At 60.1% G+C, this 14,000-nt stretch carries 16 protein-coding genes; 13 read left to right on the top strand and 3 right to left on the bottom strand.

Features of this window, described 5'->3' with window-relative positions; all coding sequences use genetic code 11:
• Nucleotides 1–78: 78 nt before the first annotated feature.
• Nucleotides 79–957 carry a diaminopimelate epimerase gene (gene dapF / locus HCK86_RS01200; RefSeq protein ID WP_176082642.1) on the bottom strand — a complete coding sequence of 293 codons (879 nt, stop codon included), beginning with the start codon at nt 955–957 and terminating at the stop codon, nt 79–81.
• Between the two features lie 400 nt (nt 958–1,357).
• Between dapF and HCK86_RS01195 the strand changes: the two genes are divergently transcribed.
• Nucleotides 1,358–2,236, top strand: coding sequence for a DMT family transporter (locus tag HCK86_RS01195; protein ID WP_176082641.1), 879 nt, complete (start codon nt 1,358–1,360; stop codon nt 2,234–2,236).
• A gap of 35 nt (nt 2,237–2,271) precedes the next feature.
• Entirely contained in the window at nt 2,272–2,973 is a 702-nt protein-coding gene (locus tag HCK86_RS01190) for a DNA alkylation repair protein (protein ID WP_176082640.1), read from the top strand.
• Nucleotides 2,974–3,074: 101 nt separating this feature from the next.
• On the opposite strand, the gene HCK86_RS01185 is transcribed toward HCK86_RS01190, so the two are convergent.
• Nucleotides 3,075–4,094: an MBL fold metallo-hydrolase gene (locus HCK86_RS01185; protein ID WP_176082639.1), complete on the bottom strand. Its 1,020-nt coding sequence runs from the start codon at nt 4,092–4,094 to the stop codon at nt 3,075–3,077.
• A gap of 396 nt (nt 4,095–4,490) precedes the next feature.
• Here HCK86_RS01185 and ffh point away from each other — a divergent pair, with 396 nt between their 5' ends.
• From ffh to HCK86_RS01130, 11 genes are all read left to right on the top strand, one after another.
• A complete protein-coding gene (gene ffh / locus HCK86_RS01180) occupies nt 4,491–6,059 on the top strand; it encodes a signal recognition particle protein (RefSeq protein ID WP_176082638.1) in 1,569 nt (522 codons plus the stop codon).
• Complete coding sequence (locus HCK86_RS01175; protein WP_176082637.1) at nt 6,056–6,358, top strand: chorismate mutase; 303 nt, start codon at nt 6,056–6,058, stop codon at nt 6,356–6,358. The genes ffh and HCK86_RS01175 overlap by 4 nt, the downstream gene beginning before the upstream one ends.
• Nucleotides 6,359–6,464: 106 nt before the next feature.
• Nucleotides 6,465–6,848 (top strand): 30S ribosomal protein S16, encoded by a 384-nt coding sequence (gene rpsP / locus HCK86_RS01170; protein WP_176082636.1) that lies wholly within the window; start codon nt 6,465–6,467, stop codon nt 6,846–6,848.
• A 170-nt stretch (nt 6,849–7,018) separates the two neighbouring features.
• Nucleotides 7,019–7,585 carry a ribosome maturation factor RimM gene (gene rimM / locus HCK86_RS01165; protein ID WP_176082635.1) on the top strand — a complete coding sequence of 189 codons (567 nt, stop codon included), beginning with the start codon at nt 7,019–7,021 and terminating at the stop codon, nt 7,583–7,585.
• Between the two features lie 3 nt (nt 7,586–7,588).
• Nucleotides 7,589–8,284, top strand: a complete 696-nt coding sequence (trmD, locus tag HCK86_RS01160; protein ID WP_176082634.1) for a tRNA (guanosine(37)-N1)-methyltransferase TrmD — start codon at nt 7,589–7,591, stop codon at nt 8,282–8,284.
• On the top strand, nt 8,277–8,807 hold the full coding sequence (locus HCK86_RS01155) for a GNAT family protein (RefSeq protein WP_176082633.1): 531 nt from the start codon (nt 8,277–8,279) through the stop codon (nt 8,805–8,807). The genes trmD and HCK86_RS01155 overlap by 8 nt, the downstream gene beginning before the upstream one ends.
• A 70-nt stretch (nt 8,808–8,877) precedes the next feature.
• Nucleotides 8,878–9,156, top strand: coding sequence for a metal/formaldehyde-sensitive transcriptional repressor (locus HCK86_RS01150; protein WP_176082632.1), 279 nt, complete (start codon nt 8,878–8,880; stop codon nt 9,154–9,156).
• Nucleotides 9,153–10,202: a CDF family Co(II)/Ni(II) efflux transporter DmeF gene (gene dmeF / locus HCK86_RS01145; RefSeq protein WP_176082631.1), complete on the top strand. Its 1,050-nt coding sequence runs from the start codon at nt 9,153–9,155 to the stop codon at nt 10,200–10,202. Before HCK86_RS01150 ends, dmeF begins: the two co-directional genes overlap by 4 nt.
• Nucleotides 10,203–10,405: 203 nt before the next feature.
• Entirely contained in the window at nt 10,406–10,867 is a 462-nt protein-coding gene (gene rplS / locus HCK86_RS01140; protein ID WP_210259780.1) for a 50S ribosomal protein L19, read from the top strand.
• A gap of 138 nt (nt 10,868–11,005) precedes the next feature.
• Entirely contained in the window at nt 11,006–11,812 is an 807-nt protein-coding gene (locus HCK86_RS01135; protein ID WP_176082630.1) for a transporter substrate-binding domain-containing protein, read from the top strand.
• A complete protein-coding gene (locus HCK86_RS01130) occupies nt 11,812–12,609 on the top strand; it encodes an amino acid ABC transporter permease (protein WP_176082629.1) in 798 nt (265 codons plus the stop codon). The genes HCK86_RS01135 and HCK86_RS01130 overlap by 1 nt, the downstream gene beginning before the upstream one ends.
• A 6-nt stretch (nt 12,610–12,615) precedes the next feature.
• On the opposite strand, the gene HCK86_RS01125 is transcribed toward HCK86_RS01130, so the two are convergent.
• Nucleotides 12,616–13,983, bottom strand: coding sequence for a cytochrome c peroxidase (locus tag HCK86_RS01125; protein ID WP_176082628.1), 1,368 nt, complete (start codon nt 13,981–13,983; stop codon nt 12,616–12,618).
• Nucleotides 13,984–14,000 lie beyond the last annotated feature (17 nt).

The raw sequence follows: 14,000 nt of genomic DNA, 5'->3' as shown, positions 1-14,000 counted from the left end.
AGGAATTCAATATTTCAATTTATAAGGGTATTATAATCTAATAGTGGCGAAAATCACGCAAAAACAAGCCAAAATTGCTCAGTCGCGCTGCCACTGGCCGGTGACGGGATTGACGGTTCCCGACCACTCGTGCTCGGCCGGACCCGTCATGATCACGTGGTCGTCTGCTTCGCGCCAGTCGATTTCGAGATTGCCGGCCGGCAGATAGACCGTCACCTTGCGCCCGGTGCGCCCGGTCCTGGCGGCCAGCACTGCGGCAGAGCAGGCGGCGGAACCACAGGCAAGGGTCAGTCCGGCGCCACGCTCGAAGGTCTTCAATGACAAGGAGGAGGGCGAGGTGACCTGCGCGAGCGAAATATTGGCGCGTTCAGGAAACAGCGGATGGTGTTCGTAGCGCGGTCCGAAATCCGTTATCGGGTAGCTGTCGACGTCGCGGCCGACCCAGAAAACCGCATGCGGATTGCCCATGGAGGCAGCGGAAAAATGTCTGAGCGCCGGATCGGCTTCGCGCGGTTCGGGAAGCATGATGTCGCGCGTATCCGCCGGCGTCCCGGCAAGCGGGATCCGTTGCCAGTCAAAAATCGGCGGCCCCATATCGACGGATATCAGGCCATCCGCCAGCAGATTGGCTTCCAGCGCGCCGGCAATGGTGCGGAAATCGAAATGCTGCTGACCGTTCTGGCCGTTGAGATAGTGAACCACGCAGCGTGTGCCGTTGCCGCAGGCCTGCGCCATCGAGCCATCGGAATTGAGGATATCAATCCAGCCGTCCGGCGCGTCGGGTTGCGGGTCATAGATCGCCATGATCTGGTCAAAAGCCGTTTCAGGATCGGCATTGAGACGAATGGCGGCTGCGGGCGTGACCTTGTCGGAGCGTCCGCGCATGTCGATAATCAGGATCTTGTTGCCAAGCCCGTTCATACGTAGCAGTGGTGCGGGTGCCGTCTGAGATGCCATGGTCACGTCCGTTTCTTTTTCGCCTATATGGCGTAAAAGCGCTGCCATTACCAGAGCTACAGCCAAGCGGGGGCGGTGTTGCAGCAAAATAACGCTGGCAAAAAAGCGGTACGTACCACTTTGCCGCCCGGCCATTTCATGCTTAATGGTCGTATGCGTCGTTTTGACCGAACCTACGCTGCTGCCCCATGGCCCGCCTGCAGGCTCTCCGCATCGAAAACCGATCTTTGTGACAAACGGTGTTCCGTTTTGCTCCGCTGATGCGTTCTGCTCTAGGCTTGCCCAGATCGAAAGAAAATTGCATGACTGCCCTCGTCGCCCGTCGTCCCGCACCCAGTCCCCGCCTGGCTGGGCCGTCCCGCATCCGCCTTTCCAGCCGGTTTGCGAAGGCAGTCGCGAAATGAAGGCCTCCGGAATCCTCTATGCTTTCGGAGCGGTGACGATCTTCTCGATCCAGGATGCCATCAGCCGCCATCTCGGCCCGCTCTATTCGCCCTTCTTCATTTCGATGATCCGCTATTGGGCCTTTGGTCTCTTCGCATTCTACATCGTCTCTCGCTCGAAGATCGGCATTCTCGGTGCAATCCGCACTGAACATCTCGGCCTGCAGATCTGGCGCAGCCTGCTGCTGGTGGCGCAGATCCTGATCTCGATCCTGTCTTTCGCCTATGTCGGGCTCGCCAAGAGCCAGGCAGTTTTCGCTGCGGCCCCGCTCGTGGTGGCGCTGCTGTCGGTGCCGCTTCTGGGCGAAAAGGTCGGCTGGCGGCGCTGGCTTGCCATTGCTGTCGGGCTTTGCGGCGTGCTTGTGATCATCAATCCGCTCGGCGCGGATTTCACCTCGACAACGCTGATTGCCGTTGTCTGCTGCATCACCTTCTCGCTCTATTCGATCTACACCCGCATGGCCGGGCGCTACGACAGCGCCGAAGTCAGCTTCTTCTATACCGGGCTTGTCGGCCTGATCGTCACCAGCATCATCGGCCCTTTCTTCTGGGAAAGTGTCAGGCCGATTGACTGGTTCTGGCTGATTGCGCTCTGCTTCACCGGCATTTCCAGCCATTATCTGATGATCAAGGCCCTGGCGCTGACCGAGGCGGTGACGGTGCAGACCGTGACCTATCTGCAGCTTGTCTATGCCTCGATCTATGGTGTGCTGATCTTCTCGGAAAAGCTTACCGTGCATATGATGGCCGGATCGGTGATCGTCGTGATCGCCGGCGGCTTCACGATCTGGCGCGAGCACCAGGTCAAGAGACGGGAACGTCTGGCTGCTGGCTGACAGCGGCCGCTTTCCCGGGCTGAGGGAGGTCAGTCATGGGCGTGGAGAAAACATCGGCCGCACTGGATGCAGGCCAGATCGAAGACAGGCTGCGGGCCATGGCCGATCCGGCGATCATCGCCGGCATGGTGCGGGTCGGCATTGCCACTGATGACGCCATCGGCATTTCCAACCCGGATCTGAGGACGCTGGCAAAGACGGTCGGCCGCGATCATGCGCGTGCCTTCACGCTCTGGAAAAGTCCGCTGCGGGAGGCAAAGCTTCTGGCACTGATGACACTGGAGACGGACAGGCTCACGCAGGACGAGGCATTTGCGCTGGCCGGTGATTTTGCCTCCTGGGAAATTGTCGACGAGGCTGCAGATCGCTTTGTCGCGGCCGGTCTTTTTCCGGAACTGGTCGCACGTCTTGCCGAAGATGATCGCGAATTCGTTCGCAGGGCGGGTTTTGCCATGATTGCCGGCGCCGCCGTGCATCTCAAGACGTGCCCCGATCAGGCCTTCATCGCTGTATTGCCGCTGATCGTCGCCCATGCCGGTGACGGTCGGAACTTCGTCAAGAAGGCGGTGAACTGGGCCTTGCGCAATATCGGCAAACGCAACAGGGCCTGCCATGGCGAAGCACTGACAGTGGCTGAGGCGCTCGCCGCCAGTTCTGATCCGACGGCGCGCTGGATCGGCCGCGATGCGGTCAGATTTCTCACATCAGACAGGCTGATCGCGCGTCTGAAGCTTTAGTGAATCGGCTCGAAAATCGGAATCGACTTTCGAGCCGATGCGCCAATACAATACGCTAGAGCGTCCTTGTGTGTCCAAGAGGACGCACGGCGCTCTTGCGATCAACCGTGCGGCGGCACATCGAAGCTCTGCCCCGGCAAAAGCGGGCGAAAGCGCCCGGTTTCGATGCCTTCAGCAAGCAGCGCCTCTTCCAGAGCCCTCAACGGCGCATCAATCGCCTCATCGGTCAGCTGGAAGGTGCCGAAATGGTGACCGACTGCATAGGCGGCATTGGCAAGCTTCATGCCTTTGACGGCCTCTCGCGGGTTCTGATGCGCACTTTCCATGAAGAAGCGTGGCTCATAGGCGCCAATCGGCAGATTGGCGAGGCGGAAGCCGCCATATTTTGCCGCCGCGGCGCGATAGTTCCGGCCCGAGAAGAAAGCGGTATCGCCGATGTGGTAGATTACACCGGCGGGCGTCTCGATGACGAAGGCGGCCCAGAGCGCCATGCGCCGGTCGCGGATGCCGCGTGCCGACCAGTGATGGCAGGGCTCCGCCGTGACCTTCAGCCCACCGGTCAGCACCGCATGGTCGTCCCAGTCAAGGATCGAGATTTCGGCATCAGGGATCTTCGGGTGAATGATCCTGTCATTGCCAAGTGGTGTGACGAATTGCGGCCGGTGGCGGAACTGCAGGCGCTTCAGGGAGGCAATATCGAGGTGGTCATAATGATTATGCGTCACCAATACGGCATCGATGGGCGGCAGATCGTCGAAACGCACGCCCGGTTCGGTGACCCGGCGCGGCCCGGCAAAGGTGAAGGGGCTGGCCCGGTCGGCAAAGACGGGATCGGTAAGAATATTGACGCCTGCCACCTGAATCAGAATGCTGGCATGGCCGATCATGGTGATCCTCATCTCATTCCGGCCAACTCTCTGGCTCGGCAGGGACGGGGAAAACGGGCTGTCAAAGCGGGCAGGCCAGCGCGCGCGCTTCGACTGGAACCGCCATTTCAGCATATCGCGAAAACCGGGCAGAGCGCTGCCGCCGGGATTAAAGAACAGGCGCCCGTCGAAATGATCGCTTTTGGGACCGCGGTAATAGCGGTTGGGACGGTTTTTGGTTCCTGAAAAAATCATGTTTTTGTCTGACGCTCTTTCGTCATCGGCTGCAAGGCCCGAATGCCGGAAAACTGTCTACGGTTTCTCTGACCGACAGGGAACGGAAAACAGCGTTAATAAAGCATGAACAGCCTATGTTGAAATACTACTTTTAAAAGAATTGTAACAATTCCGCCACCAATGGGTGCCGGTCTTGACTTTTCCCGGTCTTTCCTGTTTAACCCCGGCCATCAAGCTGGCATTGAAGACGTTCAGCAGCCGACCGGGGCCCGCAAAGGTATAAAGAGAGCCCGGAGGTCAACATCCGACAGCGCGTTGCGCCCTCGGATGCAATTTTGCTTTGCGTCTTGCATTTGGCGGCAGGGATGCCAACGTTTCGTCTGGGATCAGCCGAAACGACAAGGGAAGACAGGTATGTTTGAAAACCTCCAGGACCGCCTTGGTTCCGTCCTCAAGGGACTGACCGGCCGCGGCTCGCTTTCGGAAGCCGATGTTGCGGCTGCACTGCGTGAAGTGCGCCGTGCGCTGCTGGAAGCCGACGTTGCGCTGGAGGTCGTGCGTGCCTTCACCGAGCGTGTGCGCGAAAAGGCTGTCGGCGCGGATGTTCTGAAGTCGATCAAGCCTGGCCAGATGGTCGTCAAGATCGTCCATGACGAGCTGGTCGACATGCTGGGCGCCGAAGGCGTCACCATTGATCTGAATGCCCCGGCCCCGGTCGTGATCATGATGGTTGGTCTCCAGGGATCTGGTAAAACGACCACAACGGGCAAGATTGCCAGCCGGCTTTCCAAGCGTGATCGCAAGAAAGTGCTGATGGCCTCGCTCGATACGCGTCGCCCCGCGGCCCAGGAGCAGCTCAAGCAGCTTGGCGTCCAGACCGGTATCGATACGCTGCCGGTGATTGCCGGACAGGATCCCGTGGCGATTGCCAAGCGCGCCGTGCAGGCCGCAAAGCTTGGCGGCCATGATGTCGTGATCCTCGACACCGCCGGGCGGACCCATATCGACGAGCCGCTGATGGTCGAGATGGCCGACATTCGCAAGCAGTCGAACCCGCATGAAATCCTGCTGGTGGCCGACAGCCTGACCGGTCAGGACGCCGTCAATCTGGCCCGCAACTTCGATGAGCGTGTCGGCATTACCGGTCTGGTTCTGACCCGTATGGATGGCGACGGACGTGGCGGTGCAGCGCTCTCGATGCGCGCCGTGACGGGCAAGCCGATCAAGCTGATCGGTACCGGCGAAAAGATGGATGCGCTGGAGGAGTTTCATCCCAAGCGCATTGCTGACCGCATTCTCGGCATGGGCGACATTGTCAGCCTGGTCGAAAGGGCGGCCGAGACGATCGACGCCGAAAAGGCGCAGGCCATGGCCCAGAAGATGGCCAAGGGCAAGTTCGACATGAACGATCTCGCCGAGCAGCTGAAGCAGATGCAGAAGATGGGCGGCATGGGCGGCATCATGGGGCTGATGCCCGGCATGTCCGGGATGAAGGACAAGATGGCGGCCGCCGGTCTTGATGATTCCGTGTTCAAGCGCCAGCTCGCCATCATCTCGTCGATGACCCGGCAGGAACGCTCCAATCCGGATGTGCTGAAGCATTCGCGCAAGCAGCGTATCGCGGCCGGTTCCGGCACGTCGGCTGCCGATATCAACAAGCTTCTGAAGATGCATCGCCAGATGGCCGACATGATGAAGGCCATGGGCGGCAAGGGCAAGGGCGCCGGTGCCATGCAGAAGATGATGGGTGCACTGGGCGGCAAGATGGGCCTTGGCGGCATGGGCGGCGGTATGCCGGATCTGTCCAAGCTCGACGCGCGCCAGCTTGCCGAACTGCAGAAACAGGCAGAAGGCTCCGGCCTTGGCGGTGGCATGGCCGGGCTTCCCGGCGGTGGTCTGCCGGGCGGGCTTCCGGGGCTTGGCGGGCCGAAACTGCCCGGTCTTGGCGGCATGCCGGGTCTCGGCAAGGGGAAGAAGAAATGATTGATCCCAAGGTCAAGGAACAACTGACCCAGTATCGCCAGTCGATCGACAATCTCGATGCCGCACTGGTGCATGTTCTGGCCGAACGGTTCCGCTGCACCAAGGCAGTCGGACATCTCAAAGCCATGCATGATCTTCCGCCGGCTGATCCGGCGCGCGAGGAAGCGCAGATTGCAAGGCTCAGGGCGCTGGCCAAAAGCGCCGACCTTGATCCCGATTTCGCCGAAACCTTCCTGAATTTCATCATCAAGGAAGTGATCCGGCATCATGAGCAGATAGCTGCCGAACACGGTGGCTGAACTGAAACTGGCGGAAGGCGCCGACATGTCCTTTCGCCCTGAAATGCAACGAACATAAGAACAGAACCGCCCACGAAGCGGTGAAATGCCTTGAAGGAGAATTACAATGGCACTGAAAATTCGTCTCGCCCGTGGCGGTTCCAAGAAGCGTCCTTACTACCATATCGTCGTTGCTGACGAGCGCGCACCGCGTGACGGCCGCTTCCTCGAAAAGCTCGGCCACTGGAACCCGATGCTGCCGAAGGATTCGGCCGAGCGTGTTGTCTTCGACGCCGAGCGCGCCAAGTACTGGCTGTCGACCGGCGCGCAGCCGACCGATCGCGTTCTGCGCTTCCTGGCCGAGGCTGGCCTGACCGAGCGTGCCGAGCGTTCGAACCCGAACAAGGCAAAGCCGGGCAAGAAGGCCATCGAGCGCGAAGCCGAGAAGAAGCAGAAGGCTGAAGAAGCTGCCGCCGCCGCCGCCGAGGCCGCTGCTGAAGCTTCCGAATAAGTCTGATCGCCGGCATGGCCGGTGTGCGACTTGAGCTTTCGACGGATCGCGCGCTTGCCGTGCGGTCCGTTTCGTTTTGATGAGAGGCCACCAATCGTGGCAAAAAACGTTTACTCTGCCATTCTGGCGTTCTAGAAGCAGGCGGATGAAAAGACGTGGCGGACAAGGATATGACCAAGCTTAAGGATCCGGTTCTCATGGCGACCATCGGCGCAGCGCAGGGGTTGCGTGGCGATGTGCGTGTGCGCTGTTTTACCGGTAACCCGCTTTCCGTTGGTGATTACGGCAATCTTCACGCTGAGGATGGTCGCGTCTTCGAAGTGCTCGAGATCCGTCCCGGCAAGAACAACATGGTGGTGATCCGCTTTCGCGGCGTGAATGATCGCAACGCGGCAGAAACGCTTCGCGGGCTGTCGCTCTATCTTGAGCGCGACAACCTGCCCGACGATGAGCTGGACGATGACGAGTATTTCTACGCCGATCTGGAAGGGCTCGAAGTCTTCGATGCCGACGGGAACGGCTATGGCTCTGTCAGCGCGATTTTCGATTTCGGTGCCGGCGATCTGCTGGAGCTGAAGGGGCCTGGCCGCCGGCCGGTGCTGATCCCCTTCAATGAGCAGGCCGTGCTGGAGGTTGATTTCGAAGCAAAGCGGATCCTCGTCGATCCGACGGCTGCGGGTCTGATCGACCATAATGATGATAGTGATGACGGGTTTTCCGGCGGCAACGGCGCCTGATCGATGACCTTCAAGGCCACGATCCTCACGCTTTACCCTGAAATGTTTCCGGGGCATCTCGGACTGTCGCTGGCGGGGCGGGCGCTTGAGCGTGGCCAATGGTCGCTCGATGCCGTCAATATCCGTGATTTTGCCACTGACAGGCACAGAAGCGTTGACGACACGCCGTCTGGCGGCGGCGCTGGCATGGTGCTGCGTGCCGATATTCTCGGGGCTGCCATCGATGCGGTTTCGGGCGAAGACGGCAGGCCGCGCCTGTTGATGAGCCCGCGCGGGCGACCGCTGACCCAGGCGCGTGTGCGTGCGCTGGCCGAGGGGCCGGGTGCTGTTATCATCTGCGGGCGCTTCGAAGGTGTCGACCAGCGGGTGATCGATGCGCGCGCGCTCGAAGAGGTTTCGATCGGCGATTACATCCTGTCGGGCGGGGAGCCGGCGGCGCTGACGCTGCTGGATGCCGTCGTGCGGGTATTGCCGGGCGTGATGGGCAATTCCGAATCCGGCACCCATGAAAGCTTCGAGAACGGGCTGCTCGAACATCCGCATTATACAAGGCCGGCCGAATGGGAAGGGCGGACGATCCCGGATGTGCTGACATCCGGCAATCATGCTGCGATTGACAGATGGCGGCATGAAGAAGCGCTGAAACTGACGGCGGAACGGCGTCCGGATCTCCTGTCGCAGGATGATGACAATGGCTGAGGAGCTGCGCCTGATCCCCTTCAGCGCAGATCATTTCGCCGTGCTGTGCGGCTGGTTTCCCGATGCACGGGCGCTGGCACAATGGGGCGGTACGCGTCTTTCCTTCCCGCTCGATGATGCTCAGCTGTCCGAGATGCGCGCGCTTGGTGATGGTGAAGTGCCAGGCTGGATGCTTTACTCGGCGATCAGGGGGGCAGCTGTAGTCGGGCACGGCCAGATCGTATTCGACCGCGAGGATGGTGTGGCGCGGCTGTGCCGGATTGCGATTGCGCCGCAAGAGCGTGGCAGGGGGCTTTCGCGTCCCATGCTTGCTGCACTTCTGGACAGGGCTTTCGGCGACCGGGCGATCATGCGTGTCGAGCTCAATGTCTATGATTTCAATGCATCGGCGATCCATGCCTATCAGGCAGCTGGCTTTCAGCTGGAAGGCGTGCGCCGCTCATCTGCACGCTTCGGCGTGGAGCGCTGGAACACGGGCATGATGGCGATGCTCCGCCAGGAATGGGACAGCCGGAACCGCTGATGCCTGTTGGCCGGCAGTGGTGATCATGTGCCATTGCAACCTTCATCGATATAGGGTACCCTCCTATCCTATGTCACATACACAGCACAACAAGGCAAAGCTTCTGGCCCGGGTCAGGCGGCTCAAAGGGCAGATCGAGGCGGTCGAACGGCAGCTCGAGGCCGGCGCCCCTTGCGTCGATATCCTGAACCTCGTCGCTTCGGTGCGCGGGGCGGCCAACGGGCTGACACTGGAACTGATCGAGGATCATATGCGTGAGCATGTGGTCACCCCCATGTCACCCGGCAATGAGCAGAGTGCTGCCGGCGCTGATGAACTCATGGACGTCATAAGGCGCTACTTGAAATGAGCCACGATCACCCGCACCCTCACGACCACGACCACGACCACGACCACGACCACGACCACGACCACGACCACGACCATCACCATGACCATGAGCACGACCATGAGCACGGTGCCTGTGAGAATGTTGCGCTGCTGACTGGCCGCGCCGATCACGTCTTTCTTGGCGACAACCATAGCCGTAACGAGAAACGGACATGGGCAGTCATCGCGATTACGGCAACCATGATGGTGGTGGAGATCGTCTGTGGATCGCTGTTTGGCTCCATGGCGCTGACGGCGGATGGCTGGCACATGTCGACCCATGCTGCGGCGATGCTGATTGCAGCCCTCGCTTATCTCTACGCCCGCCGTAACGCCAACAATCCGCGCTTCACCTTCGGGACGGGCAAGATCGGAGATCTCGCGGCCTTCGGCAGTGCCATCGTTCTGGCGCTCATCGCACTTCTGATCGGCTGGGAAAGCCTCATGCGCCTCAATAATCCGGTTCGGATCAATTTCGGCGATGCCATTCTCGTCGCGATCATTGGACTGGTTGTCAATCTTGTCTGTGCGGTTCTCCTTCATGAGGGACACGATCATCATCACGGGCACCACCATGGCCATGATCACCATCATCATGCCGGGGCGAAGGATCACAATCTGCGCGCTGCCTACCTCCATGTGATGGCCGATGCACTGACCTCGGTTCTTGCGATTGTCGCTCTCTCCTTCGGCCGGCTCTGGGGGTGGGCTTTTCTCGATCCGCTCATGGGCATTGTCGGTGCGCTGGTGATTGCGCGCTGGTCCTGGGGGCTGATCCGGGATACGGGCGCTGTGCTGGTCGACTATCAGAGGCCGGATGATGATCTCGCGCCGGCGATCCGCAAGGCGGTTGAGGAAGAGGGCGGGCGTATTGTGGATCTTCATCTGTGGTATCTGGGTCCGGGGCACCGCGCTGCGGTCATCACGCTTTCGTCCGATCCTATCAAGCCCGCTGCTGTCTATCGCGCCAGGCTCAAGGGGCTGCATGGGCTGTCGCATTTGACAATCGAGGTGAATTCGCTGTGATTGCCGGATAAATCGGCCGCAAGGGGGTGACAGCGGCGGAGAATTACGTTATGGACCCGCGCTGACCGGAGATACCGGTCGCCTGAATGAAGAACCGCGAATTCGCTCCAGTCACTGAAAATGTGACACATCCGGCGGCTTTGACCAAGGGATGCCAGCAGAGCGCTCTGGCTGTTGAAGCAAGAAATGAAAAGGTTGAACCGATGAACATCATCGAACAGCTCGAAGCTGAAGAAGTCGCTCGCATCCAGGAACTGCGCAAGATTCCTGAATTTTCCGCTGGTGACACCGTTCGCGTCAATGTCCGCGTTACGGAAGGTAACCGCACCCGCGTGCAGGCCTATGAAGGCGTCTGCATCGCCCGTTCGGGCGGCGGCCTGAACGAAAGCTTCACCGTTCGCAAGATCTCCTATGGCGAAGGTGTTGAGCGTGTATTCCCGATCTGCTCGCCCCAGGTTGAGAGCGTAGAAGTCGTTCGCCGCGGTAAGGTCCGTCGCGCGAAGCTCTATTACCTGCGTGGCCGTCGCGGCAAGTCTGCCCGTATCGCCGAAGACAGCAGCGTTCGCGCCCGTCGCCTGAACGACGAAGCCCGCGACATCGCAGCTGCCGAGCGCGAAGCCGCCAAGGCTGCCAAGGAAGCCGCCAAGGCTGAAAACGCAGAATAAGATCTGCAAGACTGCCAATTTGCTTGTGAAAGGCGCTTCTTTGGAAGCGCCTTTTGTCGTATGAGCCAAAGGGTGCCTTGCCCTGCCATGGCTGGTGCCATTTCAGGGGCAGAACGAAAAACAATCCTGGAGGGGCTCATGATCTCCCGTCGCGCCTTTTTTACCGGCGCTCTTGCTCTCATGTCACTCGGTGCCGTTGCTGCGCCGGTCAATGCAGGTACCCTGCCGGATCTGCAGGGTCGCACGATCACGGTCGTGACGGAAAACACCTATCCGCCGCTGCAATTCATTGATCCGAAGACGGGCAAGGCCATTGGCTGGGAATATGATGCGGTGGCCGAGATTGCCAAACGCCTCAACCTCAATGTCGAGATCGAAAATGCCAGCTGGGACACGATGATTCAGGCGGTCCATGACGGGCAGTATGATATGGCGATGAATGGCATCACCATTCGCGAGGATCGCGCAGAAATGGTCGATTTCTCTGTGCCCTACATGCATTCGGAAATGCTGATGCTGGTGCGTTCCGACGAGGACCGGTTTGACAATGCGGCGAGCTTTGCCGAATTGTCTGATGGTCTGATCGGCACCCAGGCCGGGACCACGCCGTTCTACACGGCCGTCTATGATGTTCTCGATGGCGATGAGGCCAATCCGCGTATCAAGCTCTATGAAACCATCGGTGCCGCCGTTCAGGCGTTGCGCATCGGTGATGTCGATCTGGTGCTGACCGACAGCACGGCAGCGCATGGCTATGTCAATGCCTCTTCAGGCGCGCTGAAGCTGACCGGTGATCCGCTGGGTGCCGAAGATTTCGGTTTCATCTTCCCGATCGGCTCCGATCTTGAAGAGCCGGTCAATCAGGCGATCGAGGCGATGAAGGCGGACGGTACGCTGGATGCCCTGAACCAGAAATGGTTTGTCGACTACAAGATGGGGCAGTAATGCCGGGACCGGCCGGCGAAGACCGTCCCTGGTGGCTCTATGCCTTCGCGCTCCTGATGGCCGCGGGCGCCGTGCTGATTGCCGTAAACGGCCTTTACCGTGAGGTTTTCAGCATTGTCGCCAAGGGGATCGGCATTACCGTTTTCGTGACGCTGGTCGGCTTCGCGCTGGCGACGGCTCTGGGGCTTGGCATCGCCCTTCTTGGCCTTTCCGGCAGTCTCGTCGCCCGGCAGATCGCGCGGTTCTATGTCGAGATCATTCGCGGCATCCCGATTCTGGTGCTGTTGTTCTATGTCGCATTTGTCGGGGCGCCGGCGATCATTGCGCTTGTCAACACGCTCTGCACACCGCTGATTGATGCCGGGGTGATGACGAAATTCGTCATCCGCGATTTCTCGCTGATGTGGCGGGCGATTCTGGCCCTGATGATCGGCTATGCAGCCTTCATCGCGGAAATCTTCCGGGCCGGGTTCCAGTCGGTTGAGATCGGCCAGATCGAAGCCGCCAAGGCACTTGGCCTCAGCCGGTTCCACCGTTTCCGCTTCATCATTTTTCCGCAGGCGATCCGCACCATATTGCCGCCTCTGTCGAATGACTTCGTCTCGATGGTGAAGGATTCCTCGCTCGTCTCCGTGCTGGGCGTTGCTGATATCACCCAGATGGGCAAGGTCTATGCCGCCTCGTCATTTCGCTTCTTCGAGACCTATTCGATCGTCACCTATGTCTATCTGCTGCTGACCATCGGATTGTCGCTCATTTTACGCCGGCTGGAGGCAAGGATGCGTTCAGCGCGCTGAACCGTGTCACCGCGCCGGCTGATATCCGTCTGTCAGCGTGTTGAGGAAGGCTGTTATGTCCCTGATCTCCTGCTCATCCAGGGCGGGCTGGTCGCCGGGTTTGCGGTCAAAGGGTGCGTCGATAACATCGACATTGCCGTGATATTGTGCTGGCAGGTCGTCATATTTGTCGACCGTGCCATCGGCCTTTGTCGGATAGAATGCCGCTGGATCGGTGTCGCGTTCGACATAGAAATGCAGCACGTCCTCAAGTGTGTGATAGCGGCCGTTGTGAAAGAAGGCGTGGCGGGTGGCGACATTGCGCAGCGTCGGAGTTTTGAACAGTCCGCAATTTTCCGGCGCTCTGGCAAAGGCATCATCGCGCATCGGCCCGCAAATGCCGAGGTCATGCCAGTCCGGATCGGCATTGGCCGGGATTTCCGGATTGCGCGGTACGCCAAGCGCCTCATATTCATAATCGGTGAACATAGGCGGGCGGCCATCGCGCGAGGGCGTGTCGATATGGCAGGAGGCGCAATTGCCCTTTGCCGGATCGTCGAAAAGTTTCAGGCCGCGCGCCTCAGCGGGTGAGAGCACTGCTCTGCCGCGCAGGTAGAAATCATATTTGCTGTCGAAAGCATGAAAGCCCGGCGCTTCCATCTGGTAGCGCGCGAGCGCAAAGGCTGCTTCGGCAATGGTCATGCTCTCGTCATCAAGAACGGACTTGCCGAAAAGGGCCGCGATCGGCGCGCCATAATGCGCCCGGATCCGCTGATAGAGCGCATGGTCGCTGTCATTGGCCATTTCAAACGGGGTGCGCAGCACCGCATGTGCCTGTTCCTCCAGCGTATCGACACGTCCGTCACGAAACAGCCCGCCTTCCGGTACCAGCGCCGCTGCGGCCAAAGCCGGATCGGCTGCCTTGGGCTGTGTCGAGCCGGTGGCGGCAAGCGGCGCACTGGCAGAGGATTGCTGCCCACCGGCGGCAACGGCCATCGGAGCGGCCTCGTTGATCTCTTCAGCCGCACTCAGCGGCCCGATGGAAAAGGGATGGGTCTCATAGGCATAGGTCAGCGTCGGAACGGTGCGGTAGCCGGGCTGATCCAGCTTCGCACCGCCCCGCTGAACGGCAAGATCGTTGGCGGGCGCATAGTGGTTCTTCGGATCGTGGCAGGTGGCGCAGGACATCTCGCCTGAGCCCGACAGGCTGGTGTCGAAGAACATGTCTTCGCCGAGGTGCGCCACGGCGGAGAGCGGCGGCTGGTCGGTGCCAGCCGGTATTGTTTTGGCCGGGGGCAGGTCACTGTCTGCGAGCGCGGCCACGGCACCCGCAAGCGCAAGGCCTGCGAGTGCGATGGCGGGCAGGACCTGCACCCGTTTGAACAGGTGCAGCATGTTTGCCTCTTTCAGGA

Source organism: Martelella sp. HB161492 (genome assembly GCF_013184775.1).
Lineage (GTDB): Bacteria > Pseudomonadota > Alphaproteobacteria > Rhizobiales > Rhizobiaceae > Martelella.
The sequence above is the reverse complement of the archived record's forward strand: the minus strand, read 5'-3'. Positions and strand labels throughout refer to the sequence as shown.